Source organism: Streptomyces sp. NPDC001351 (assembly GCF_042896045.1).
Lineage (GTDB): Bacteria > Actinomycetota > Actinomycetes > Streptomycetales > Streptomycetaceae > Streptomyces.
In genome coordinates this window covers 276,772-299,858 of sequence record NZ_JBIAWS010000002.1, presented here as the reverse complement: position 1 = coordinate 299,858, position 23,087 = coordinate 276,772, and the positions used below count along the sequence as shown (strand labels likewise).

Sequence of the window (23,087 nt, the reverse complement as noted above, 5' to 3'; positions counted from 1 at the left end):
CGGCACCCCCAGGGGTGCCGGGCCTTCGTACCGACTACTGAGCGAGGTCAGTGGGCGTGGCCGTGGCCGTGGCCCGCGGCGGCCGGCTCTTCCTCTTCCTTCTTCTCGACGACCAGGGTCTCGGTCGTCAGCAGGAGGGAGGCGATGGAGGCGGCGTTCTCCAGGGCGGAGCGGGTGACCTTGACCGGGTCGATGACACCGGCCTTGACCAGGTCGCCGTACTCGCCGGTGGCGGCGTTGAAGCCCTGGCCCTTCTCGAGCTCGGCGACCTTGGAGGTGATGACGTAGCCCTCGAGGCCCGCGTTCTCGGCGATCCAGCGCAGCGGCTCGACGACCGCGCGGCGGACGACGGCGACACCGGTGGCCTCGTCGCCGGTCTTGCCGAGGGAGCCCTCGAGCACCTTGGCGGCGTGCACCAGCGCGGAGCCACCACCGGAGACGATGCCCTCCTCGACCGCGGCGCGGGTCGCGGAGATGGCGTCCTCCAGACGGTGCTTCTTCTCCTTCAGCTCCACCTCGGTGGCGGCGCCGACCTTGATCACGCACACGCCGCCGGCCAGCTTCGCGAGGCGCTCCTGGAGCTTCTCGCGGTCCCAGTCGGAGTCCGTGTTCTCGATCTCGGCCTTGATCTGGGCCACGCGGCCGACGACGTCCTCGGAGTTGCCGGCACCGTCGACGAGGGTGGTGTCGTCCTTGGTGACCGTCACGCGGCGGGCGGAGCCGAGCACGTCCAGGCCGACCTGGTCGAGCTTGAGGCCGACCTCCTCGGAGATGACGGTGGCGCCGGTGAGGATCGCCATGTCCTGCAGCATCGCCTTGCGGCGGTCGCCGAAGCCCGGGGCCTTCACCGCGACGGCGTTGAAGGTGCCGCGGATCTTGTTGACGACCAGGGTGGACAGGGCCTCGCCCTCGACGTCCTCGGCGATGATCAGCAGCGGCTTGGAGGAGTTGGTCTGGATGACCTTCTCCAGCAGCGGCAGCAGGTCGGCGATGGAGGAGATCTTGCCCTGGTTGATGAGGATGTAGGGGTCCTCCAGGACGGCCTCCATGCGCTCCTGGTCCGTCACGAAGTACGGCGACAGGTAGCCCTTGTCGAAGGCCATGCCCTCGGTGAAGTCCAGCTCCAGACCGAAGGTGTTGGACTCCTCGACGGTGATGACACCGTCCTTGCCGACCTTGTCCATCGCCTCGGCGATGAGCTCGCCGACCTGCTGGTCCTGCGCGGAGAGCGCGGCCACGGCGGCGATGTCGGACTTCTCGTCGATCGGGCGGGCGGTGGCGAGGAGGTCCTCGGAGACGGCCGCCACGGCCGCGTCGATGCCCTTCTTCAGCAGCGCCGGGGAAGCACCCGCGGCGACGTTCTTCAGGCCCTCGCGCACCAGCGCCTGGGCGAGCACGGTGGCGGTGGTGGTGCCGTCACCCGCGATGTCGTTGGTCTTGGTCGCCACCTCCTTCACCAGCTGCGCGCCGAGGTTCTCGTACGGGTCCTCGACCTCGACCTCACGGGCGATGGTGACGCCGTCGTTGGTGATGGTGGGCGCGCCGAACTTCTTGTCGATGACGACGTTGCGGCCCTTGGGGCCGATCGTCACCTTGACCGTGTCGGCCAGCTTGTTGACGCCGCGCTCGAGGGCGCGACGGGCGTCCTCGTCGAACTTCAGGATCTTCGCCATGGGAGCGGTTCAGCCCTCTCGGAAAACGTGGGTGAAACGAACTGCGCCCCGGACGCCCGGCTTCATAAGGTCGCGGGAACCCGGGGCGCAGCTCACAAGCAAGAAATGCTTGAAGTGAATTACTTCTCGATGATCGCGAGGACGTCGCGAGCCGAGAGGACGAGGTACTCCTCGCCGTTGTACTTCACCTCGGTGCCGCCGTACTTGCTGTACAGCACGATGTCGCCGGTCTTGACGTCGAGCGGAAGGCGCTCGCCGTTCTCGAAGCGGCCCGGGCCCACGGCCAGGACGACGCCCTCCTGGGGCTTCTCCTTGGCGGTGTCCGGGATGACCAGGCCAGAGGCGGTGGTCTGCTCCGCGTCGAGCGGCTGGACCACGATGCGGTCCTCAAGCGGCTTGATGGCAACCTTGGAGCTGGTGGTCGTCACGATCCGACCTCCCCCTTCGGAGATCTCACGGGGTTAACTGTCTGAGGTGGCGACCAGGTGGATCCGTCGTCGCGGGTGCCGGACCTGCCCGTCGCGTAGTTGGCACTCTCCAGTGGGGAGTGCCAGAGCCGAGACTATGACCGGGATTAGCACTCGGTCAAGCGGAGTGCCAATGCCCGCGGCGCGTCGCCCCGGTTCACCGGCTTGAAGGGCCTCGTCCTCGCCCGCCGGACGGGCCGGGACGGGACGTCAGACGTAGTCCTCCAGGCGGCCCACCGTCAGGCCGGCCTCCTGGACGCGTCTCAGCAATCGCACCGTGCGCTCCTTCAGGGTGAGGCCCGAGTCCTCGTCCGGGTCCAGGGCCACGATGTCGCCGGGACGGAGCCGGTGGGCGCCGCGCCGGTACGTCAGTTCGCCGCCTGCCGTCATCGACACCCGCCACAGGACCAGGGCCGCGATGCCGCAGTCGGCGGCCGCCCGGCGGGTGGTGGTGTCGTAGGTGCCGTAGGGCGGGCGGAAGAGGCGGGGGCGGCTGCCGAAGCGGGATCCGAGTCTGTCCTGCTGGCCGCAGATCTCGGCGCGCTGGCGAGCGTAGGACAGGCCGCGCAGGGCGGGGTGGTCGAGGGTGTGATTCTGGATGCTCGCGCCGACCGAGCGGAGCCGGGCGAAGTGGCCGTACCCCGGTCCGGCCACGCTGTCCGTGAGGAACATGCTGACCGGCAGCCGCAGTTCACGGACCAGGTCGACGAAGCGGGGGTCCTTCTCGGCGCCGTCGTCGTAGGTCAGGAAGACGACCTTGTCGTGGGTACGGATGCGGGACACGACCGGGGGCAGCCCCTTGCCCGCCGTACGGGCCCGCGTCGCCCGAGAAGGCTTCGGGGCGGGCGGCAGCGGGGCCGTGAGACCCCAGCGGCGGTACGGCCGCCGGGGTGTTCCGGTGGGCCCGTGCGGCCGTACGCGCTGGGCCGCCTTCTCACCCAGCCGTTCGATGGGATCGACGGACTGGGCGCAGCCGGTGAGGAGCGCGCACGCCAGGGCGGCGGCCGCCAGGCCCCTCAGGCTCACAGGTAGTCCTCCAGGCGGGCCACCGCATAGCCCTCGGCCGTGACCTTGTTCAGAAAGCGGCGCATGTCGTCGACCATCGTGCCGTCCCACTCGTCACGGCCGCGGAAGTGGGTGAGGACGATGTCGCCGGGGTGCAGGTCCCGGTCGTCCTCGCGGTACTCCCAGTGGTCGACGAAGACCTCCTCGTCCCAGATGGGCGCGTACTTGATGCCGCAGGCCTTGGCGGCCATCAGGGTGTCCTGGTTGTAGTTGCCGAAGGGCGGGCGGAAGAGGATCGGGCGCCGGCCGAACTGCTTCCGCATGATCGTCTGCATGCCGCAGATCTCGTGCTTCTGCTCCCGGTACGACAGGCCCGGGAGGTAGGGGTGGGTGAGCGTGTGGTTGTTGAGGGTCACTCCCTCGGACTGCATCCGACGGAAGTAGGCGTAGTCGTCCTTGACCAGGAAGTTGCTGAGGAAGGCGGAGTACGGGATCTTCAGGTCGCTCATCATCCGCAGGAACGCCGGATCCTTCTCGGCGCCGTCGTCGATGGTCAGGAAGACGACTTTCTGCTTGGTCGGGACGGTCGTGAAGACGGGCGGGAGGTTCAGCTCCTCCTGGTCGTCCACCTCGAAGCCCTTGCGCGCCCTGATCTTCGGCTTCTTCACGGGCGGTGACGGAGCCGTCAGCGGGACCTTCGCCAGGTCCCAGTGGCGCGCCGCGGCGGCGCGGGCGAGGTACGCGCTGTGCAGCTTCGTGGCGTACGAGTCGAGGGCGCGGGCCGCGGGCGCGTGCAGGGGCGGCTCCTGGCCGGGGGCCGGGTGCACCGGCGGGCCGCCGAACTGGGCACAGCCCGAGGCGATGGCCGCGACGGCGAGCACGGCGATTCCACCGCGGACCCACGTCACCCCGTAAGCACGATTTTTATCGTTTTGTACTACTGCTCGCATGGTGCCGGATCCTCGCAGGCCTGCGCCCGGATCCCGGCCCGCCACGCGGCCGGAGGCGCACCGTCCACCGACTGGCCCACAATGGGCCGGTGAACGACCTCGCCGACCTGCTCACCCCCGAAGGCCGCGCCCTCCTCGACGAGGTGCGCGGCACGGCCCCTGCCGACGAGCTCGCCGTCGCCACCCGGCTGCGCCGCGAGCACCCCGCCGGGCTGGTGTCGGCGGCACTCGGACAGGCGCGGCTGCGGCAGCGGGCGGCGGCCAAGTTCGGCGCCGAGGACGCGGAGCGGATGTTCTTCACGCCGAACGGGGTGGAGCAGTCGACGCGGGCGAGCGTCGCCACGTACCGGGCGGAGTGCTTCCAGGCACTGGGGGTGCGGTCCGTGGCCGACCTGTGCTGCGGGATCGGCGGGGACGCGATCGCGTTCGCCCGGGCCGGGATCAGGGTCCTCGCCGTGGACCGGGATCCGGCGACGGCGGCCGTGGCGCGCGCGAACGCCGACGCGCTCGGGCTGGCCGGGCTGATCGAGGTGCGGGAGGCGGACGTCACGGAGGTGGACACGGCCGGCTACGACGCCGTGTTCGTCGATCCGGCCCGGCGCGGCGGCCGAGGGCGGATCTTCGACCCCGAGGCCTACTCCCCTCCCCTGTCCTGGGCCGTGTCCGCCGCGTCCAAGGCGCCGCTCGGTGTGCTGAAGATCGCGCCCGGCATTCCGCACGAAGCCATCCCCGCCGAGGCCGAGGCCGAATGGATCTCGGACCGAGGGGACGTCAAGGAAGCGGTGCTGTGGTTCGGCGCGGGCAGGACACCGGGCGCGCGGCGGGCGACACTGCTGCCGTCGCTCGCCGGCATCTGGGCCTCGCCCGACATCATGTTGCCCGACCCCCAAGTCCGGCCCGTAGGGCGGTACTTGTACGAGCCCGACGGCGCCGTCATCCGGGCCCATCTGGTCGCCGAGGTGGCCGAGGAACTCGACGGCGGGCTGGTCGACGCCACCATCGCGTACATCACCGCCGACGAGTTGCGGCCGACGCCGTATGCGACCCCGTACGAGATCACCGATCAACTCCCCTTCAACGTCAAGAAGTTGAAGGCCCTGCTGCGGGAGCGGGAGGTCGGGATCCTGACCGTGAAGAAGCGGGGCTCGGCGGTGGAGCCGGAGGAGCTGCGGAAGAAGGTCAAGCCCCAGGGGCCGGGCTCGGCCACCGTGTTCCTGACGCGTGTGGCGGGGGCACCGACCATGCTTGTCGGGCACCCCGCCTGATCAGGACGGATCGGCCGCACGGCGCAGCAGCAGCTCCCGCTCGCGTTCGTTGCGCGCGAGTCCCGCCGCCCGTACGAACTCCTCGCGCGCCTCGTCCCTGCGCCCGAGCCGTGCCAGCAGGTCGCCGCGGACGCTGGGCAGCAGGTGGTAGTCGCGCAGGGTGGGTTCGGCGGCCAGGGCGTCGACGATCGCCAGCCCCTGTGCCGGTCCCTCCGCCATGGAGACGGCGACGGCGCGGTTGAGTTCGACGACCGGGGACGGGGCGCGGGCGGCGAGCAGGCCGTACAGCGTCGCGATGCTCTTCCAGTCGGTCTCCTCGTAGGTGTACGCGTGCGCGTGGCAGGCGGCGATGGCGGCTTGGAGGGCGTACGGGCCCGGGGCGCCCGTGGCGGTGGCGTCGGCGCGGTGCAGGGCCGTGATGCCGCGGGCGATGAGCATGCGGTTCCAGCGGCGGCGGTTCTGGTCCTTGAGGAGGACGGGTTCGCCGTCCGGACCGGTGCGGGCGGCCGCGCGGGACGCCTGGAACTCCAGGAGGGAGGTCAGGGCGTGCACCTCGGGCTCCTTGGGCATCAGAGCGGACAGCACGCGGGCCAGGCGCAGCGCGTCCTCGCAGAGCGCGGGGCGCAGCCAGTCGTCGCCGGCCGTGGCGGCGTACCCCTCGTTGAAGATCAGGTAGATGACGTCCAGGACGGAGCCGAGCCGGGCCTCGCGTTCCGGGCCGTAGGGCACCTCGAAGGCGACGTTCCTGGTGGCGAGGGTCTTCTTGGCGCGGACGATGCGCTGGGCGACCGTGGGCTCCGGGACGAGGAAGGCGCGGGCGATCTCCTGCGTGGTCAGGCCGCCGAGCAGGCGCAGGGTGAGGGCGGTGCGGGCCTCCGCGGACAGCACCGGGTGACAGGTGGTGAAGACGAGCCTCAGCAGGTCGTCGTCGATGTCCTCGGGGTCGGCGGGCTCCTGGGGCGGTGCGGTCTCCGACAGGTCCCGGCCGATCTCGGTCAGCTTGCGGGCATAGTTCTCCCGGCGGCGGACCAGGTCCACGGCCCGGCGCCGCGCGATGGCCATGAGCCAGGCGCCCGGGTTGTCGGGAACGCCGTCGCGCGGCCACTGCTCCAGCGCGGCGACCAGCGCGTCCTGCGCGAGCTCCTCGGCGATGCCGACGTCCCGGACGACACGGGTGACACCGGCGATGATGCGCGGCGACTCCATGCGGAAGACGGTCTCCACGACCGTCTCCACGGAGGAGCGGGCATCGGTGGTGGGGGGCTGTGAGGTCACAGCCCCCCATTCGACACCCGTACGTCCCCGCAGCCAAGGAAGCGGCTCAGCCCTCCATGATCTCCCGGACCTCGCAGGTGACCGTCCAGTGCTCCTCGTGCACCTTCAGGAAGCGCTTGGTCCACTCGATCGCCTCGGCCATGTCCTTGGCCTGGATGATCGCGTAGCCCCCGACGACCTCCTTCGCCTCGGTGAAGGGGCCGTCGGTCACCGACAGCTGCCCGTTCTCCCACCGCACCCGGGTCCCCTGGGCGGTCGGCGTGAGCCCGGCGGTGTCGAGCAGCACCCCGGCCTTCGTCATCTCCTCGATCAGCTCGCCCATGCGCTGCATCAGGGCCTCGCTGGGACCCTCGGCGGGGGCGGTCTTCTCGTCGATCTGGACCATCGACAGGTAACGCGGCATGGTGACTCCTTGGTCGCTACGGGGCCGGTCCTTCCCGGCCTCTCACCAGTGCGTCGATCGGGAGAGGCCGGGATCGACGGACTCCGCGTATTTCTTCGGAGTTTTTTCCCGGAGCGCTGACCTGCCAGGACCTGCTAGGACAGCTCCCAGCCGAACGCCGCCTTCGTGTACGGCGCCCCGACCGTCCGCCCGCCGAAGGTGAACGCCGCGTCCGTCACGATGCCCGTGGGACGCCCCCGCAGGGACCAGACCGCGCCGTCGCCTGCGTTCTCGTGGGGCGCCGCCGCCGCGAGGTCCGCGTAGCCGTTGCCGTTGATGTCGAGGAGGCTGACCGCGCCGCCGAAGCCGTCGCTCGTCTCGACGGCTCCCGGGACGCCCTTGGTGTTCTGGGTGAAGCCCTGCGCGCCCTTTCCGGTCAGACCGCTTCGGGTGCCGTACAGGACGTCGACCGTGCCGGCCCCGTCGTCGTAGCCGAGTTCCTCGCCGGGCGCGCCCACGGCCACGTCGTCGTAGCCGTCGCCGTTGATGTCGCCGACCGCCACCGCGGCGCCGAACTCGTCCACGGTCTCCTTGCCGCCGGGGACACCGTCGGTGTTCTGGCTGTACGTCTTCCAGGTGGACTGCGGCTTGAGACCGGAGGCCGAGCCGAGGGCCACGGTGACCGTGTTGTAGTTCTCGGCGCCCCGGACGATGTCCCCGTAGCCGTCGTGGTTGATGTCGCCGAAGGCCACCCCGCCGTCGCCCTCGGGGGCCTTGGCGGGGGTGAAGGCGTCTGAGGAGGCGTTGGCCAGGTAGAACCGGGAGGTGGAGGCGCCCTCGCCGATGTAGTCGGTCAGCGCGAGGTCGTCGCGTCCGTCGCCGTTGACATCGCCGGCGGCGGTGTCCAGGACGTCGTCGTACTGGAGGTCGGTCGCGCCGAAGGCCCTGGTGGCGGCCGGCTTGCCGGTGCGGGAGATCGGGCCGGTCCAGACGGTGGCCGTGGTGCCGTTGGGTTCGTCGTGCCCGGAGCGGCCCCCGCGGAACAGGACGAGGTCCTGCTTGCCGTCACCGTCGAAGTCGCCGGCCTGGGTGACCGCGGCGGGCACGGACACCCCGCCGGACAGACCGCGCTGGCCGCCCCAGACGACGACCGCGTCGCGTTCCGAGGACGCCTCCCCGACGATCAGATCGGTGCGCCCGTCGCCGTCCAGGTCGCCCTTGGACAGCTGGACGCCGAAGTAGTCGCCCGACTGGGGGCTGCCCGGAATGCCGCTGCTGGCACGGCTGATGACCGTGCGCCGGTCCTTGGTGAGGCCGTGCGGGCCGCCGTACATGACGACGACTTCGCCGGCCCCCTGCCGGCCGCTGACGGTGGCGTTCGGGGCGCCGATGGCGAGGTCCTTGTAACCGTCGCCGTTGAAGTCGTCCCGGACGGTCTTCGGGGCAGCGGCCGCGGCGCTGCCCGCCAGCGCGGGAACACCCCCGAGCGCCAGCACACCGGCGATCATCGGCACGGCCCAAGTTGCTTTGTACGAACGCGAGATGGACATCTGGAATCCCCCTGGTTACGGCAATGCAGTCACCCAGGAGACCCCCAGTGTCACCCGATGGTTGTAGTCCCCCGGCTCACTTTCAGCGCAGGGATTCCCACAGCCTGCTCGCCGCCGGTTCCTTCGCCACCACCCGGTTGGGGTCCGAGGGCGCGGCCACGACCGGCATCATCACCGTCCTCACCCGGTCCGCGGAGAGGCCCTTCAGGCTCTCGCCGAGGCCGACCAGTTCGCTCAGCGAGTCCAGGCCGGTGTCGGTGGTCAGACTGCTGGTCACCGCCTCGGCCACCGTGTACAGCTTGGCGGGGTCGGTGAACAGGTTCGTCGAGGAGATCTGCTCCAGCAGCGCCTTCACCAGCTTCTGCTGCAGGCCTATGCGGCCGAGGTCGCTGCCGTCGCCTATGCCGTGCCGGGTGCGGGCCAGGGCCAGCGCCTGCTTGCCGTTCAGGGTGTGGGTGCCTGCCTTCAGGTGGAGGTGACTGTCGTCGTCGTCGATGTCCTGGCCGGTGGTCACGGTGACGCCGCCGAGCGCGTTCACCAGCTTCGCGAAGCCCGAGAAGTCGATCTCGACGTAGTGGTCCATGCGGACGTTCGTGATCGACTCGACCGTCTTCACGGCGCACACCGCGCCGCCCACCGAGTAGGCGCTGTTGAACATCGAGTTGTACGCCACCGCCGTCGACCCGCCGGACTTCAGCGGGCAGGACGGACGCGTGACGAGCGTGTCGCGCGGGATGTTGACGACGGTCGCCTTCTTCCGGCCCGCGTCGATGTGCACGACCATCGCCGTGTCGGAGCGGGCGCCGGAGCTGCTGCCCCCGCCGAGTGCCTTGTTCTCCTTGCCGCTGCGCGAGTCCGAGCCCAGCACCAGGATGTTCAGGGAGCCGGTCGGGAGGGGGGACGCGGACGGCGAGGGTGTGATCACCGCCTTCGCGGGGCGGTCGTCGCCGAGCGCCTGGTTGATGTCGACGCTCTTGATGTTGTGGTCGAGGTGCCAGTACGCCCACCCCGCCGCACCCGCGCCCAGCACCAGCAGGCCCGCCATGGTGAGGCCGGCGATCTTCAGTGCCTTCGACCGCCGGCCCCTGGGTCTGCCCGCGTCCGCGCTGTCATCGAGTCCCGTCACGGACAGGAACGTAAGTCCGAATTATTAGGGGATTGTTAGTGACGACGGCACGGAACGGTTTTCTTCGGAAAATCTCACCCTCAGCCCAGCGTCACCGCCGGCACCGGATTGCTGCCGCTCCAGGACCCGTTGAACCCGAAGCTCACCGAACCTCCGTCCGGCACCGAGCCGTTGTAGGAGGCGTTCGTGCAGGTGACCGCCGTACCCGACTGACTGCAGGTGGCGTTCCAGGCCTGAGTGATCTGCTGGCCCGCGCCGAACGTCCAGTTCGCCTTCCAGGACGACAGCGAGGCTCCCGAGCAGGCGATCGTCACCTGGCCGGTGAACCCGGTGTTCCACTGGCTGGTCACGCTGTACGTCGCCGTGCAGGCACCGCTGGGCGGCGGGGTCGCCGTACCGCCGAGGGCCTCCGCGATCGCGTGGTACGCCGGTTTCGGCGCGTAGTTCTCGTCGTACGGCGTCGCCGCCCCGTAGCCGGGGAACGTGCTCGGCACCCAGGAGTCGGAGTCGGTGAAGCCCCAGACGGTGACGCCCGCGCACCGGGTGACCGCCACGCAGGCGTTCAGCACCGACCTGTAGTCGGCGGCCTGCTGGGCGAGCTTCGTGCTGTCCGCGGAGAGCGCCATGCGCACGTCCAGCTCGGTGATCGACACGTCGACGCCGAGGTCGGCGAAGCGCTGGATGTTCTGCTGCAAGGACGAGGGCACCTGACCGAGGATCAGATGCGCCTGCAGGCCGACGCCGTCGATCGGGACGCCACGGGCCTTGAGGTCCTTCACCAGGTTGTACAGGGCGGTCGACTTCGCGTTGACGCCCTCGACGTTGTAGTCGTTGATGTACAGCTTGGCGGCAGGGTCCGCGGCATGCGCCCAGGTCAAGGCGTTCGCGATGTAGTCGGCGCCGAGGGTGTTGTACCAGAGGTCCGAGCGATAGGTGCCGTCCTCGTTGAACGCTTCGTTGACCACGTCCCAGGCGGCGATCTTTCCCTTGTAGCGGCCGACCTCGGTGGTGATGTGGTTCTGGAGGAGGCTGCTGAGCTGGGCGGAGGTCCAGTTGCCGTTGGTGAGCCAGCTGGGGTTCTGGTTGTGCCAGACCAGGGTGTGGCCGCGCACCTGCTGGTTGTGGGCCTGCGCGAAGGCGACGATCTGGTCGGCCTCTGTCCAGTCGAAGCTGCCGCGGGCGGGCTCGACCGAGCCCCACTTCATGGCGTTTCCGGGGGTCAGCGAGTTGAACTGCGCCCCGGCGAGGTCGCCGTACGTCCCGGTGAGCTTGGAGCCGGTCACCGCCGTGCCGATGACCTTGCCCTTGGCGGCGGCCAGGTCGCGCAGCGGGGTGTCGGCGGCGTGCGCCGCGGGCGCCGTGAACAGCAGCGCGGCGCCGGTGGCGAGAGCCGCCAGGAATGAGCCTGTTCTCAGAGAGGTGCTCAGAGATGTTCTCAGAGATCTCATCGCGGGTGCCTCCGAAAGTTTCGGTCGTGCAACCGATTGGCTTCGGAGGAGTGTGGAGGCGGCCGTACCACCCGTCAATACGTCAACTTCCGGCCACCCAGGGCACGTTCGTCACGCCGGTGGCGGTGCCGTGCTGCTGCGCACCACCAGGCTGGTCGCCAGCTCCACCCGGGTGGCCACCGGCGCCTGGTCCTCCCGCCCCAGGTCGAGGACGAGCCTGGCCGCCGCCTCCGCCATCTCCGTCAGCGGCTGCCGTACGGAGGTCAGCGGCGGCCCCACCCAGCGCGCGACGGGCAGATCGTCGAAGCCGACCACGCTCAGGTCCTCGGGGATGCGCAGGCCCAGTTCGCGCGCGGCCTCGTACAGGCCGAGCGCCTGGAGGTCGTTGAGGGCGAAGACGGCGGTGGGCCGGTCCGGGCGGCGCAGCAGCTCCAGGCCCTGCCGGTAGCCGGCCTCGTGGTGGAAGTCGCCGGTCGCGATCAGCGCCGGGTCGACCGGCAGGCCCGCGGTCTCCAGCGCGGCCCGGTAGCCGTCGACGCGGGCGCGGCTGCACATCATCCGGGACGGTCCCGTGATGGCGCCGATGCGGGTGTGGCCGAGTTCGATCAGGTGCCGGGTGGCGGCGAGACCGCCCTGCCAGTTGGTCGCGCCGATCGAGGGGACGTCGACGCCGGGGTCGCCGGCCGGGTCCATCACCACGAACGGGATGGAGCGGCTGGTCAGCAGCGCCCGCTGCGACTCGTCAAGGCCGGACAGCACCAGGATCACGCCGTGCGGGCGGCGGGCGGCGACCTGGTCCGCCCAGGTCCGCCCGGGCGTCAGCCGCCCGGCGCTCTCGCTCAGCACCACGCTGAGGCCCGCGTCCCGGGCCACGTTCTCCACGCCCCGGATAACCTCCATCGCCCACGCGCTCTCCAGCTCGTGGAAGACCAGGTCGATCAGGGGCGAGCGGCTCGCCTCGGCTCGTCGGCGCCGGTAGCCGTGGGCGCGCAACAGTTCCTCGACGCGCGTGCGGGTGGCCGGGGCCACGTCCGCGCGGCCGTTGAGGACCTTCGAAACAGTCGGCGCGGACACGCCGGCCTCGCGGGCGATCTCGGCGAGCGTCGCGGTCTGTGCCGACCGGCCCACTGTCGGGGTTGTCGTCCGTGTTTCAACGGGCTCCGGGGGTGTCATGGCGGCGATCGTATCCCTGCACGACCTCTTGACGAAGCCTCCGGACCGGCCTAGGTTCCCGGAACATTCGATATACATAACGAAACATTCGTCGCCAGAGTTTGTCAGCGTTCGTGAGAGGGCCCCACCCACTCGACCAGAGCAGGAGTTTCATGACCACCGCCCCCTGGCGTGACCCCGCCCTGCCCGCCGCCGCCCGCGTCGACGACCTCCTCTCCCGGATGACCCTCGAGGAGAAGACCGCCCAGCTGTACGGCGTGTGGGTGGGCGCCGCCACGGACGGCGACGGAGTCGCCCCCCTGCAGAGCGAGATGACCGCCGACTACGACTGGGACGAGCTGATCACCCATGGCCTGGGCCAGCTCACCCGCTCCTACGGCACCGCCCCCGTGGACCCGGCGCTGGGCGCGCAGGCACTGGCCCGCGCCCAGCGCCGTATCGCCGAGGCGGGCCGGTTCGGGATCCCGGCCGTGGCGCACGAGGAGTGTCTGGCCGGGTTCACGGCCTGGGGCGCCACCGCCTACCCCGTCCCGCTGGCCTGGGGCGCGAGCTTCGATCCGCCGCTGGTCGAGGAGATGGCCCGCGCCATCGGCGGCGACCTGCGCACGGCCGGGGTGCACCAGGGCCTCGCCCCGGTCCTGGACGTCGTACGCGACCCGCGCTGGGGACGGGTCGAGGAGACGATCGGCGAGGACCCGTACCTGGTGGGCACGGTCGGGGCGGCCTATGTGCGCGGCCTTGAGTCCGCCGGGATCGTCGCCACGCTGAAGCACTTCGCCGGGTACGCGTCCTCCGCGGGCGCCCGCAATCTCGCACCCGTGCGGGCCGGCATCCGCGAGTTCGCGGACGTGACCCTGCCGCCGTTCGAGCTGGCGCTGCGCGAGGGCGGCGCCCGCTCGGTCATGGCGGCGTACACGGACACGGACGGCATTCCGGCCTCCGCGGACCCGTCCTTGCTGACCCAACTCCTCCGCGAGGACTGGGGGTTCACCGGCACGGTGGTCGCGGACTACTTCGGCATCGGCTTCCTGGAGACCCTGCACCGGGTGGCGGGCTCCCCCGCCGAGGCGGCGCACGCGGCGCTCGCGGCCGGCATCGACGTGGAGCTGCCGACGCTCAAGTGCTACGGAAAACCCCTGCTGGAGGCGGTACGAGCGGGAGTGGTTCCTCAGGCGCTGGTGGACCGCGCGGCCCGCCGGGTACTGCTCCAGAAGTGCGAGCTGGGCCTCCTGGACGAGGACTGGGACCCCGAGCCCGCCGCCGTGATCGACCTGGACTCGGCGGCGAACCGGGCGCTGGCCCGCCGTCTCGCCGAGGAGTCGGTGGTGCTCCTGGACAACCCGGCCGGGGTCCTTCCGCTCCCGCCCGACACCCGGATCGCGGTGGTCGGGCCGCGCGCGGCCGACGCGCTGGCGATGCTCGGCTGCTACTCCTTCCCGTCCCACGTCCTGGCCCACCATCCCGACGTTCCCATGGGTGTGGAGATCCCGACCGTCCTGGAGGCGCTGCGGGCCGAACTCCCGGACGCCAAGGTGACGTTCGCGGAAGGCTGCGACACCTCGGACCCGGACCTGTCGGGGATCGAGGAGGCGGTGGCGCGGACCGCCGAGGCGGACGTGTGCGTGGCGGTCCTCGGCGACCGGGCGGGCCTGTTCGGCCGGGGCACCTCGGGCGAGGGCTGCGATGTGACGGACCTCCGGCTTCCGGGTGTGCAGGGCGAGTTGCTGGACGCGCTGGTCGCCACCGGGGTGCCCGTGGTCCTCGTGCTGCTCACCGGTCGCCCGTACGCCCTGGGCCGCTGGGACGGCCGGCTGGCCGCGGTGGTGCAGGCGTTCTTCCCCGGGGAGGAGGGCGGCCCGGCGGTGGCGGGAGTGCTGTCGGGCCGCGTGAACCCCTCGGGCCGCCTCCCGGTGAGCGTCCCGCGGGTCCCCGGCGGCCAGCCGTGGACGTACCTCCAGCCTCCGCTGGGCCTCGCGGGCGAGGTCAGCAACCTCGACCCGACCCCGCTGTACCCCTTCGGCCACGGCCGCTCGTACACGACGTTCGCGTGGGAGTCCGAGTCCGCCGGGGCGCAGATCGACACGGACGGCTCGTACGACGTGACGGTCACCGTCCGCAACACGGGCGAGCGCGCGGGCGCGGAGGTCGTGCAGCTCTACCTGCACGACCCGGTGGCCTCGGTGACGCGGCCCGACGTACGCCTCATCGGCTACCGGCGGCTGGAGCTGGACCCGGGAGAGGCCTCCCGGGTCACCTTTCATTTCCACACCGACCTCTCGGCGTTCACCGACCGTTCGGGCCGCCGGGTGGTCGAGCCGGGCGCCCTCGAACTACGGTTGGCCGCGTCGAGCGCGGAGGTACGACACACGGCACACCTCCAGCTCACCGGCCCGGTGCGGGTGCTCGGCACCGAGCGGCGGCTGTGCTGCGAGACGGAGGTTTCGGGGGCAGGGTGACCCCGGGCCGAGGAACCCGGGGGGGTGCGATGGTCAGATACGTGCGCCACGAACTGGCGTCAGGTGCGGCGAAGCTGGCCGGGATCGTGGCCGGTACGGCGGTGGCGGTCGGCACGCGGGGGAGCCGGCAGTGGTCGACCACCGACACGGAGAACGCGGCGATCGTGGCCCTCGCCTTCCTGGTCATCGCGGCACTCGTGCGCTCCACCCGTTTCGGCCACCGACGGGACTTCGAGTCCGCGGGCCCGTTGCCGGAGGCCGGCCAGGCGTCCGGCAGCGGAGAGACCGCGGTGCGCTCGGTCATCCTCTTCGTGCTGGCGGTCGGCCTCGTCTACGTCTGGTCCGACATCTGGGTCTTCGTTCTGCTGGTGGCGACGGACTACCTGGCCAAGGCGGCTGTCGGCGGCCTGTGGGAACGCCGGCACGGCAAGCTGCTGTGGCGGTTGTCCGACGAGGACGGGGAGCGGCAGCTGGCCTACTCGCCCCTCAGCCCTCCCCCACCGACTCGAACCGCCACCGGTGCACCGCCCGCATGACCAACTCACCGTCCGGCTCGGGCAGTTCGGGCAGCTCGGCGTCGTGGGCCGCGTCCCACCAGGTGATGACGAGGACGCGGTCCTGCGCGGCCCGGAAGGTCTCCCGGCGCACCGGTCGCGCCGGGAGTTCCTGCGCCCGCGCCCAGGCGAGCAGTTCCTCGCCCCGGCCCTCGGCCGCCCGTGCCTCCCACATCAACGCGACCGTCACGAGTACAGGTTCTCCTTGCTGACCTCGTGCACATGGTCGTGGTCGTGCCCGGGTACGTGCGCCTCCGTCACCGGCAGCGACGAGTCGGCGGACAGGTCCCAGCTCGACGCCGCCCGGTTGCGGGCCACCAGCTCCGCGCCGAGAGCGGCCACCATCGCCCCGTTGTCGGTGCACAACTTCGGCCGCGGCACCCGCAGTTCGATCCCGGCCGCCTCGCAGCGGTGCCGGGCGAGCTCGCGCAGCCGGGAGTTGGCGGCCACACCGCCGCCGATCATCAGATGCCCGACGCCCTCGTCCTTGCAGGCGCGTACGGCCTTGCGGGTGAGCACGTCGACGACCGCCTCCTGGAAGGAGGCCGCCACGTCCCGCACCGGCACCTCCTCGCCCGCCGCCCGCTTGGCCTCGATCCAGCGGGCCACGGCCGTCTTCAGCCCGGAGAAGGAGAAGTCGTACGCCGGGTCGCGCGGACCGGTCAGTCCACGCGGGAACGCGATCGCCGAGGGGTCGCCCTCACGTGCGTAGCGGTCGATGACCGGGCCGCCCGGGAAGCCGAGGTTCAGCACCCGCGCGATCTTGTCGAAGGCCTCGCCGGCCGCGTCGTCGATGGTCGCGCCCAGGGGACGTACGTCCGAGGTGATGTCCGTCGACAGCAGCAGCGAGCTGTGTCCGCCGGACACCAGCAGCGCCATCGTCGGCTCGGGCAGCGCGCCGTGCTCCAGCTGGTCCACGCAGATGTGCGAGGCGAGGTGGTTGACGCCGTAGAGCGGCTTGCCCAGCGCGTACGCGTACGCCTTCGCCGCCGACACGCCGACCAGCAGGGCGCCGGCCAGGCCCGGACCGGCGGTGACCGCGATGCCGTCCAGGTCCCTCGCGCTCACCCCCGCCTCCTTCAGCGCGCGGTCGATCGTCGGCACCATCGCCTCCAGGTGCGCCCGGGAGGCGACCTCGGGGACGACGCCGCCGAAGCGGGCGTGTTCGTCGACGCTGGAGGCGACGGCGTCGGCCAGCAGGGTGGTGCCGCGGACGATGCCGACGCCGGTCTCGTCGCAGGAGGTCTCGATTCCCAGGACCAGGGGTTCGTCAGCCATGGATCTCGGTTTCTCGTTCGGAAGTCGGTCCCGCGGCGGGGCCGCCGTCGGATTGCGTGGTCAGCCGCATCACCAGGGCGTCCACATTGCCGGGCTGGTAGTAGCCGCGCCGGAAGCCGATGGCCTCGAAGCCGTAGCGCTCGTAGAGCTTCTGGGCGCGGATGTTGTCGATCCGGCACTCCAGCATCACTTCGGCGCACTCGAAGGCGGTGGCGGCCCGCAGCAGCTCGGCGAGGAGCCGTCCGCCGAGGCCGGTGCCCCACTGCTCGCGGGTGACGGCGATCGTCTGGATGTCGGCCAGGTCTCCGGAGGCGGCGAGGCCCGCATACCCGACCACCCGCCCCTCGCCGTCCTCGGCGACGACATAGCGGCGGGTCGCCTCGGGGCCGCGGGCGTGGGCGAGTTCCGACCAGAACATGCCGCGGGACCAGGCGTCCTCGGGGAAGAGGTCCTTCTCCAGTTCGAGCACGCGGTCGATGTCCCACCAGCGCATCTCGCGCAGCCGAGTGGTCACGGGTTCGGTCACTTGGGGGTGACCACCTTGTAGTTCTTGGGGACCTGGGCGTCCGGGCGGCGCAGGTACAGCGGCCGGGCCTCGGGCAGTTCCTCGCCCTTGGCCAGCCGCTCGGCGGCCAGACTCGCGAGCGCGGCGGCCGACACGTGCTCCGGCTCGTGCGCGCTCGGGAAGGTGTCCGGGTACAGCAGCGCGCCCGCGCCGACGGCGGGCAGCCCCGCCACCCGGTCGGCGATGTCGGCGGGCCGGTCGACGGCGGGGTCGGTCAGCCGGGTCCGGGAGTCCGCGTAGCGCGCCCAGTAGACCTCCTTGCGCCGGGCGTCGGTCGCCACGACGAAGGGGCCCTTGTCGATGTCGGCCGCGTACGCCAGACCGTCGAGCGTGCACACTCCGTGCACGGGGACACCGAGCGCGAGCCCGAAGGTGTCCGCGGTCATCAGGCCGACGCGCAGTCCGGTGTAGGGGCCGGGCCCGATGCCGACGACGATGCCGGTGACGGCGTCGAGCCCGAGCCCAGCCTCGGCGAGCACCCGGTCGACGGCCGGCAGCAGCAGCTCACCGTGCCGGCGGGCGTCCACCTGGCTCGAGGAGGCGATGACGTCCGTGCCGTCGTGCAGGGCGACGGTCACGGCTGGGGTTGCGGTATCCAGAGCGAGCAAGAGCACGCAAACAGCCTACGGCTCCCGGGGCCCGTGTCGGACGCCCCGTCGTCCGCGCACAGAGACCGGCCCCCCAGCACCAAGGCGTTCCGCGCGAAGCTGTTCGAGCGTGGCGGACCGGGCGACCGCAAAGGGGAGCCTGTGCCGGGCTCCGTGGGGCAGGCCGGGTGTCCGACACGGGCCCCCACCTCGGGCATCGCCGCCCCGGTCGGGCGGCTACGGGCTGCTACGGTCGCCGCAAAGCGTGACGTTCGAGGCGAATGGGGCAGGTGGCGACCATGGCGAGGAGCAGCTCCGGGTTCGTGTTCGGGCTCACCGTGGCCGCCCTGGCCACCGTCGGCTTCCTCGGCTACCGGGCCTACGTGACCGCGCCGGCCGGCTTCGGCAAGCCGCAGGCGAGCGCCTCACCCACCGTGGCCGTTCCGGGAGCGCCCGGCGCCCAGCGCAACTCCGGCCTGCCGCCCGCCGCGTCCGGCGCCGGGCAACGTGTCGTCTACTCGGTGGGCTCCGCCCGGGTCTGGCTGGTCGACGCCCGCAACCAGGTCCTGCGCAGCTTCCCGGTCGCCCCGGGCAATGTCGACCCGGCGCCCGGCGTCTACGGGGTCACCTCCCGCTCGAACTCCGCCATCGGCACCGACGGCACCGCCATCGAGCACGTCGTCCGTTTCACCAGCGTGGAAGGCGTCCCCGTCGGTTTCAGCGCGGCGGTCAGGACCTCGCCGGCGGCACCCGACCCGACGGTGCGCACGGGCGGGATCCGCGAGTCCCGAAAGGACGGCGCCGCGCTGTGGGAGTTCGCGACGATCGGCGCACAGATCGCCGTGATCCCCTGAGCGGCTTCGCTACGCGGCTTCCCGGTGCCGGGCCGGCGGCTCGGACACCTCGGGGTCCGGCAGCCGCGGCGGGGTCGAGACCGCGTCCGCCGCGGCGCATGACGCCAGTAGTTCGCGCATGGACACAGCGGCGACGACGGCGGACGGCTTCTGCGGCTGCGCGTTGCTCTCGGTGGCCGGCATGGACGCCTCCTGAGGACCCGGGGGCAGGCGTAGTTAGGTAGACCTAACCACGAACTGGATACCATGTGACCACGCACAAGACACCGAATGCAACATCTTGCCGACGTCTTGTCGGAACGTTCACGGAATCGTGCGTCGGCCGTGCGGCCGTCAGACGGACAGCACGCTCAGGTCCACCGCCGACCACCGCTCCCCGAGCCCGGTCACGGTCACGTGCCGCACCTCGTCCACGTCCGGGAGTCCGGGGGCCGCCCCCCGGGAAGACACAGTGCCGACGGCCCGGTGGATGACGACGTGCAGCCGGTCGTCGGTCAGCTCCTCGACCTTGCCCTCGCCCCACTCCACGACGATCACCGACTCGGGCAGCGAGACATCGAGGTCGAGGTCCTCCATCTCGTCGAGCCCGCCGCCCAGGCGGTACGCGTCGACGTGCACGAGCGGCGGACCGTCGCCCAGCGACGGATGCACACGGGCGATCACGAAGGTCGGCGAGGTGACCGCGCCCCGGACGCCGAGCCCTTCACCCAGCCCGCGGGTGAGCGTCGTCTTGCCCGCGCCGAGTTCCCCGTTGAGCATCACGAGGTCGCCGGCGCGCAGCAGCTTGGCGAGGCGGCGGCCCAGGTCCCGCATCTGCTCGGGGGACGTGACGGCGATCTCCGCAGAAGACACGGCGGGGGACACGGCGGCCTCGGTCTCAGCCGGGTTGTGCGGTGCTGCTGGTGCTTCCATAGCCACCCACGGTAGCTCCTGCCGGGACGGCACCCGCACGAGTGAGCAGGTCGGCCAGCCGGTCGGTGACCACCTCCGGGTGCTCCAGCATCACCAGGTGGCCGGCGTCCGGCACCAGCACCAGTTCGGCGTCCGGCAGCAGGTCGGCGATCGCCTCGCTGTGCTCGCTGGGGGTGACGAGATCGCCGATCCCGGCCAGCACCAGCACCGGCAGGTCCGCGAAGTGCACCAGCGCCTCGGTCTTGTCGTGCTCAGTGAACGCCGGGTAGAACTCCGCGACCACGTCGATCGGCGTGCCCTCGATCATCCGCTCGGCGAACCGGGCGACGGCCGGGTCGACGTCCCGCGAGGCGAACGAGTACCGCTTGATGATCCCGGCGAACAGATCGGCGGTCGCCCGCCGCCCCTTCTCCACCAGCGCGGCCTGCTGCCCCAGCGCCTTCAGCACGCCGGGGAGCACCCGCCGCACCGCGTTGACGCCCGCGACCGGCAGCCCGAAGTTGACCTCGCCGAGCCGCCCGGACGACGTACCGACGAAGGCGGTGGCGACCACCCGCTCCCGGATCAGCTCGGGATACTGGTCGGCCAGCGCCATCATGGTCATGCCGCCCATGGAGTGCCCGACGAGCACGATGGGCCCGTCCGGCGCGGCGGCGTCGATGACGGCCTTCAGATCGCGCCCCAGCTGGTCGATGCTGACCGGCACGCCGTCCTGCACCTGCTGCGCACCCCGCCCGGACCGCCCGTGGCTGCGCTGGTCCCAGTGCACGGTCCGTACGACGCCGCGCAGGGCCGCCCGCTGGAAGTGCCAGGAGTCCTGGTTGAGGCAGTAGCCGTGGCTGAAGACGACGGTGACGGGAGCGGGCGCCTTACGGCCGAACAGCCGGCGGCGGCGCGGGCCGAGCGCGGGCACGGCGTCGGGGTCGACGTCGTCGACCTCGTAGTACAGCTCGGTGCCGTCGTCGGCCGTGGCCTTGCCGGGCGTGCCGCGCAGCGCCCCGTACGGTCCGGTCGAATCGAGCGCGAGCCGCGCCTTCTTCCGCATCCCGCGGCCGACGGTGAGCCGCTCTATGGCGACTCCGGCCGCCGCGCCCGCGGCGACCACGCCTATCGCGGCGCCCGCGATGCCGGTCGCCCTGCGCCAGTTCCCGGCCGCCCCCGTGGCGGAGGCGACGGCTGCTGCGACGGCCTCCGCACTGCTCTCGCTCACGTACCGCTCCTCTTCGCCGGATCATTACTGCTGTTCGCTGGGTCGGGTGATACAGGTGTTGCTTGCGTTACACGTGTTGCCTGTTTGGTATCGCTGTCGATCGACTGCCTGATGTTGCTCGGCTTACGGGTGCTGCACTTCTGCCGGTCCGAGGACTGTCGGGCCTCTGTGCGGTTACCCGCTTTGTTGCTCATTCACGTAGACGCGGGGAACGCGCGTTCCGATCCGCGTGACGATCTCGTACGCGATGGTGCCCGCGGCCTGCGCCCAGTCCTCGGCGGTGGGCTCGCCGCGGTCGCCGGGCCCGAACAGCACCGCTTCCGTACCGGCCGCGGGCTCGTCCCCGCCGAGATCGACGACGAACTGGTCCATCGCGACCCGCCCGGCGATGGTCCGCCACTTGCCGCCGACCAGCACCGGACCGGCCCCGGAGGCGTGCCGCGGAACGCCGTCGGCGTACCCGACGGGCACGAGTCCGAGGGTCGTCGCGCCGGGGGTGACGTAGTGATGCCCGTAACTGACGCCGTGGCCCCCCGGAACGTGCTTCACGAGCGCGAGGGACGCCGACAGTGTCATCACCGGACGCAGCCCGAAGTCGGCGGGGCTGCCCAACTCGGGGCTCGGCGAGATGCCGTAGAGGGCGATACCGGTCCGTACCAGGTCGAAGTGGGCCTCGGGGAGGGTGAGCGTGGCGGGCGAGTTGGCGATGTGCCGCACCTCGGGGCGCACGCCCTGCCCCTCGGCGTACGCGAGCATCTCGCGGAAGCGGGTGAGCTGGATGCCGATGGAGGGGTGCCCGGGTTCGTCGGCGCACGCGAAGTGCGACCAGAGCCCGGTGACGCGGATGATCCCTTCGGCCTCGGCACGCAGGGCGGCCGCGACCAGCTCGGCCCAGTCCTCCCCCGGCTGACAGCCGCCCCGCCCCAGCCCGGTGTCGGCCTTGAGCTGCACGCGCGCCGGAATTCCCGCAGCCCGGGCGGCCGCGGTGACCTCGTCCAGGGCCCACATCCCGCTCACCGACACGTCGATGTCGGCCTCGACGGCCTCCCGCCAGGGCCCGCCCGGCGTCCACAGCCAGCACATGATGCGTCCGGGCAGCCCGGCGGCCCGCAGCGCGAGCGCCTCCTCGGGCGTCGCGGTCCCCAGCCAGGCGGCGCCCGCCGCCACGGCGGCCCGGGCGCACGGCACGGCTCCGTGGCCGTACGCGTCGGACTTGACCACGGCCATGAGGGCAGCGCCCGGCGCGAGGGCGCGCAGGGTCCGCACGTTGGCGCGCAGGGCGGCCAGGTCGATCTCGGCGCGGGCGCGCAGGGGCGCGGTCGGGGCAGCTGCTGTCTCAGTCATGGCGCACCCAGTGTCGCAGAGGGGTCGGACACTCCCCGAGGCACCGGCCCCCGTCGAGGCGCCTACTTCCCGGGCCGGTGTCCCCACACATACACACGGTCACCCTTCTTCAGCACCCGCCACAGCTTCCGGGCGTCGTCCAGCCGCAGATTGATGCACCCCCAGGAGCCGAGGGTGGTGTAGATGCTGTCGTGGACACCGTGGAAGGCCTGCCCGCCGCTGAAGAACTGGGCATAGGGCATGGGCGCGTTGTACAGCGTCGACCAGTGGTTCTTGTGCTTCCAGTAGATCTTGTGCCACCCGGTCCGGGTGGCATGTCCGACCCGACCGCTGCGCATCGGGACGGGCCCGTAGACCACCTCGCCGGCCTTCTGCACCCAGGTCAGCTGCCGGTCGAGGTCGACACAGGCGACCCGGCGCTCGCGCACAGGACACTTGTGCTTCGCGTTCGGATCGTCCTTGGCGGAGACGAGCTGCATGGTCGCCCAGGTGGCGGGCCCGGCGAACCCGGTCGCGGGCTTGATCCCGTGCTGTTCCTGAAAGTCCCGGACGGCCCGGCAGTCGGCGGCCGACTGCTTCCCGTCCACCTTCAGCTTCAGCCACTTCTCGACCGCCCGCTGATAGGGCCCGGTCCGCCGGCTGCACTTCGCTTTCCCGGCAGCGTCCTTGGGCGGCACGACCTCGACGAGGTCCGCGTCCTCTACGGCATCCTCGTCGTCGGCGGGCCGGTGAACGGAGGTCGCCCCCGGATCCGGGGGCGGGGGCGCGGCGGAGGCCGGGGCGGCGCCGGCAGGGAGGACGGTGACGGCGGCGAGCACGACCGCGACACCCTGGCAGGCGGTATGCGCAAAATGTCTACTGATCATCCAATCAGAGAATCGCGCTGGGCCGACAGGCCGGGAGCGGCGCGCGGCGGGTTCACCCTTTCCGACGAGCACCGCCGGGGCGACGGCAGCGGTGTCGCCGCGCGCCGAAGGGGCACGGGGCTGTATCGACCATGCGGCTCCCGCCGC

The 23,087-nt window shown here is 71.5% G+C and carries 23 protein-coding genes; 4 read left to right on the top strand and 19 right to left on the bottom strand.

Going from position 1 to position 23,087, the window contains the following annotated elements:
* Positions 1-47: 47 nt before the first annotated feature.
* From groL to ACFY1U_RS07005, 4 genes are all read right to left on the bottom strand, one after another.
* A complete protein-coding gene (groL, locus tag ACFY1U_RS07020) occupies positions 48-1,673 on the bottom strand; it encodes a chaperonin GroEL (protein ID WP_351462442.1) in 1,626 nt (541 codons plus the stop codon).
* A 119-nt stretch (positions 1,674-1,792) separates the two neighbouring features.
* On the bottom strand, positions 1,793-2,101 hold the full coding sequence (groES, locus tag ACFY1U_RS07015) for a co-chaperone GroES (protein ID WP_003998759.1): 309 nt from the start codon (positions 2,099-2,101) through the stop codon (positions 1,793-1,795).
* A 249-nt stretch (positions 2,102-2,350) separates the two neighbouring features.
* Positions 2,351-3,166 carry a polysaccharide deacetylase family protein gene (locus ACFY1U_RS07010; protein ID WP_390693074.1) on the bottom strand — a complete coding sequence of 272 codons (816 nt, stop codon included), beginning with the start codon at positions 3,164-3,166 and terminating at the stop codon, positions 2,351-2,353.
* Entirely contained in the window at positions 3,163-4,095 is a 933-nt protein-coding gene (locus tag ACFY1U_RS07005; RefSeq protein WP_390693073.1) for a polysaccharide deacetylase family protein, read from the bottom strand. Before ACFY1U_RS07005 ends, ACFY1U_RS07010 begins: the two co-directional genes overlap by 4 nt.
* Before the next feature lie 89 nt (positions 4,096-4,184).
* Between ACFY1U_RS07005 and ACFY1U_RS07000 the strand changes: the two genes are divergently transcribed.
* Positions 4,185-5,360, top strand: coding sequence for a methyltransferase domain-containing protein (locus ACFY1U_RS07000; protein ID WP_390693072.1), 1,176 nt, complete (start codon positions 4,185-4,187; stop codon positions 5,358-5,360).
* Here the strand turns inward: ACFY1U_RS07000 and ACFY1U_RS06995 are convergent, their stop codons facing one another.
* The 6 genes from ACFY1U_RS06995 to ACFY1U_RS06970 form a co-directional block, all read right to left on the bottom strand.
* The gene (locus ACFY1U_RS06995) at positions 5,361-6,635 is read right to left on the bottom strand and encodes an RNA polymerase sigma factor (RefSeq protein ID WP_390693071.1); all 1,275 of its coding nucleotides are present in this window, start codon (positions 6,633-6,635) and stop codon (positions 5,361-5,363) included. It lies immediately after the preceding gene.
* Positions 6,636-6,681: 46 nt separating this feature from the next.
* Positions 6,682-7,038: a YciI family protein gene (locus ACFY1U_RS06990; protein ID WP_365834869.1), complete on the bottom strand. Its 357-nt coding sequence runs from the start codon at positions 7,036-7,038 to the stop codon at positions 6,682-6,684.
* A 134-nt stretch (positions 7,039-7,172) separates the two neighbouring features.
* On the bottom strand, positions 7,173-8,567 hold the full coding sequence (locus ACFY1U_RS06985; RefSeq protein WP_390693070.1) for an FG-GAP-like repeat-containing protein: 1,395 nt from the start codon (positions 8,565-8,567) through the stop codon (positions 7,173-7,175).
* An 82-nt stretch (positions 8,568-8,649) separates the two neighbouring features.
* Entirely contained in the window at positions 8,650-9,612 is a 963-nt protein-coding gene (locus ACFY1U_RS06980; protein WP_390693660.1) for an LCP family protein, read from the bottom strand.
* Between the two features lie 161 nt (positions 9,613-9,773).
* Positions 9,774-11,141 carry an endo-1,4-beta-xylanase gene (locus ACFY1U_RS06975; RefSeq protein ID WP_390693069.1) on the bottom strand — a complete coding sequence of 456 codons (1,368 nt, stop codon included), beginning with the start codon at positions 11,139-11,141 and terminating at the stop codon, positions 9,774-9,776.
* Between the two features lie 111 nt (positions 11,142-11,252).
* On the bottom strand, positions 11,253-12,314 hold the full coding sequence (locus tag ACFY1U_RS06970) for a LacI family DNA-binding transcriptional regulator (protein ID WP_390693068.1): 1,062 nt from the start codon (positions 12,312-12,314) through the stop codon (positions 11,253-11,255).
* 152 nt (positions 12,315-12,466) lie between these two features.
* On the opposite strand from ACFY1U_RS06970, the gene ACFY1U_RS06965 reads away from it, so the two are divergent.
* Positions 12,467-14,770, top strand: a complete 2,304-nt coding sequence (locus ACFY1U_RS06965) for a glycoside hydrolase family 3 N-terminal domain-containing protein (RefSeq protein WP_390693067.1) — start codon at positions 12,467-12,469, stop codon at positions 14,768-14,770.
* 29 nt (positions 14,771-14,799) lie between these two features.
* Complete coding sequence (locus ACFY1U_RS06960) at positions 14,800-15,306, top strand: hypothetical protein (RefSeq protein ID WP_390693066.1); 507 nt, start codon at positions 14,800-14,802, stop codon at positions 15,304-15,306.
* On the opposite strand, the gene ACFY1U_RS06955 is transcribed toward ACFY1U_RS06960, so the two are convergent.
* The 4 genes from ACFY1U_RS06955 to tsaB are packed head-to-tail and all read right to left on the bottom strand — an operon-like array spanning position 15,257 to position 17,781.
* Complete coding sequence (locus ACFY1U_RS06955; RefSeq protein WP_390693065.1) at positions 15,257-15,514, bottom strand: hypothetical protein; 258 nt, start codon at positions 15,512-15,514, stop codon at positions 15,257-15,259. The genes ACFY1U_RS06960 and ACFY1U_RS06955 overlap by 50 nt on opposite strands.
* Complete coding sequence (tsaD, locus tag ACFY1U_RS06950; protein WP_390693064.1) at positions 15,511-16,602, bottom strand: tRNA (adenosine(37)-N6)-threonylcarbamoyltransferase complex transferase subunit TsaD; 1,092 nt, start codon at positions 16,600-16,602, stop codon at positions 15,511-15,513. Before tsaD ends, ACFY1U_RS06955 begins: the two co-directional genes overlap by 4 nt.
* Entirely contained in the window at positions 16,595-17,128 is a 534-nt protein-coding gene (gene rimI / locus ACFY1U_RS06945) for a ribosomal protein S18-alanine N-acetyltransferase (protein ID WP_390693063.1), read from the bottom strand. The genes tsaD and rimI overlap by 8 nt, the downstream gene beginning before the upstream one ends.
* Positions 17,125-17,781, bottom strand: coding sequence for a tRNA (adenosine(37)-N6)-threonylcarbamoyltransferase complex dimerization subunit type 1 TsaB (gene tsaB / locus ACFY1U_RS06940; protein WP_390693062.1), 657 nt, complete (start codon positions 17,779-17,781; stop codon positions 17,125-17,127). The genes rimI and tsaB overlap by 4 nt, the downstream gene beginning before the upstream one ends.
* A gap of 272 nt (positions 17,782-18,053) precedes the next feature.
* Between tsaB and ACFY1U_RS06935 the strand changes: the two genes are divergently transcribed.
* Positions 18,054-18,608: a hypothetical protein gene (locus ACFY1U_RS06935; protein WP_390693061.1), complete on the top strand. Its 555-nt coding sequence runs from the start codon at positions 18,054-18,056 to the stop codon at positions 18,606-18,608.
* Positions 18,609-18,617: 9 nt separating this feature from the next.
* Here ACFY1U_RS06935 and ACFY1U_RS06930 read toward each other — a convergent pair whose 3' ends face one another.
* From ACFY1U_RS06930 to ACFY1U_RS06910, 5 genes are all read right to left on the bottom strand, one after another.
* Positions 18,618-18,791, bottom strand: coding sequence for a hypothetical protein (locus ACFY1U_RS06930; protein WP_390693060.1), 174 nt, complete (start codon positions 18,789-18,791; stop codon positions 18,618-18,620).
* A 150-nt stretch (positions 18,792-18,941) separates the two neighbouring features.
* Positions 18,942-19,520: a tRNA (adenosine(37)-N6)-threonylcarbamoyltransferase complex ATPase subunit type 1 TsaE gene (gene tsaE / locus ACFY1U_RS06925; protein ID WP_390693059.1), complete on the bottom strand. Its 579-nt coding sequence runs from the start codon at positions 19,518-19,520 to the stop codon at positions 18,942-18,944.
* On the bottom strand, positions 19,486-20,730 hold the full coding sequence (locus tag ACFY1U_RS06920; RefSeq protein WP_390693058.1) for an alpha/beta fold hydrolase: 1,245 nt from the start codon (positions 20,728-20,730) through the stop codon (positions 19,486-19,488). The genes tsaE and ACFY1U_RS06920 overlap by 35 nt, the downstream gene beginning before the upstream one ends.
* Positions 20,731-20,904: 174 nt before the next feature.
* Positions 20,905-22,074 (bottom strand): alanine racemase, encoded by a 1,170-nt coding sequence (alr, locus tag ACFY1U_RS06915; RefSeq protein ID WP_390693057.1) that lies wholly within the window; start codon positions 22,072-22,074, stop codon positions 20,905-20,907.
* Between the two features lie 62 nt (positions 22,075-22,136).
* Entirely contained in the window at positions 22,137-22,940 is an 804-nt protein-coding gene (locus ACFY1U_RS06910; RefSeq protein WP_390693056.1) for a L,D-transpeptidase family protein, read from the bottom strand.
* Between the last annotated feature and the right edge of the window lie 147 nt (positions 22,941-23,087).

Excerpts from the sequence above, each read along its gene's own strand:
- groL (WP_351462442.1), bottom strand. The coding sequence starts at position 1,673 with ATGGCGAAGATCCTGAAGTTCGACGAGGACGCCCGTCGCGCCCTCGAG.
- ACFY1U_RS07005 (WP_390693073.1), bottom strand. The coding sequence starts at position 4,095 with ATGCGAGCAGTAGTACAAAACGATAAAAATCGTGCTTACGGGGTGACG.
- ACFY1U_RS06990 (WP_365834869.1), bottom strand. The coding sequence starts at position 7,038 with ATGCCGCGTTACCTGTCGATGGTCCAGATCGACGAGAAGACCGCCCCC.
- ACFY1U_RS06985 (WP_390693070.1), bottom strand. The coding sequence starts at position 8,567 with ATGTCCATCTCGCGTTCGTACAAAGCAACTTGGGCCGTGCCGATGATC.
- ACFY1U_RS06980 (WP_390693660.1), bottom strand. The coding sequence starts at position 9,612 with ATGGCGGGCCTGCTGGTGCTGGGCGCGGGTGCGGCGGGGTGGGCGTAC.
- ACFY1U_RS06975 (WP_390693069.1), bottom strand. The coding sequence starts at position 11,141 with ATGAGATCTCTGAGAACATCTCTGAGCACCTCTCTGAGAACAGGCTCA.
- ACFY1U_RS06970 (WP_390693068.1), bottom strand. The coding sequence starts at position 12,314 with ATGACACCCCCGGAGCCCGTTGAAACACGGACGACAACCCCGACAGTG.
- ACFY1U_RS06965 (WP_390693067.1), top strand. The coding sequence starts at position 12,467 with ATGACCACCGCCCCCTGGCGTGACCCCGCCCTGCCCGCCGCCGCCCGC.
- ACFY1U_RS06960 (WP_390693066.1), top strand. The coding sequence starts at position 14,800 with ATGGTCAGATACGTGCGCCACGAACTGGCGTCAGGTGCGGCGAAGCTG.
- tsaD (WP_390693064.1), bottom strand. The coding sequence starts at position 16,602 with ATGGCTGACGAACCCCTGGTCCTGGGAATCGAGACCTCCTGCGACGAG.
- ACFY1U_RS06935 (WP_390693061.1), top strand. The coding sequence starts at position 18,054 with ATGGCGAGGAGCAGCTCCGGGTTCGTGTTCGGGCTCACCGTGGCCGCC.
- ACFY1U_RS06930 (WP_390693060.1), bottom strand. The coding sequence starts at position 18,791 with ATGCCGGCCACCGAGAGCAACGCGCAGCCGCAGAAGCCGTCCGCCGTC.
- tsaE (WP_390693059.1), bottom strand. The coding sequence starts at position 19,520 with ATGGAAGCACCAGCAGCACCGCACAACCCGGCTGAGACCGAGGCCGCC.
- alr (WP_390693057.1), bottom strand. The coding sequence starts at position 22,074 with ATGACTGAGACAGCAGCTGCCCCGACCGCGCCCCTGCGCGCCCGCGCC.
- ACFY1U_RS06910 (WP_390693056.1), bottom strand. The coding sequence starts at position 22,940 with ATGATCAGTAGACATTTTGCGCATACCGCCTGCCAGGGTGTCGCGGTC.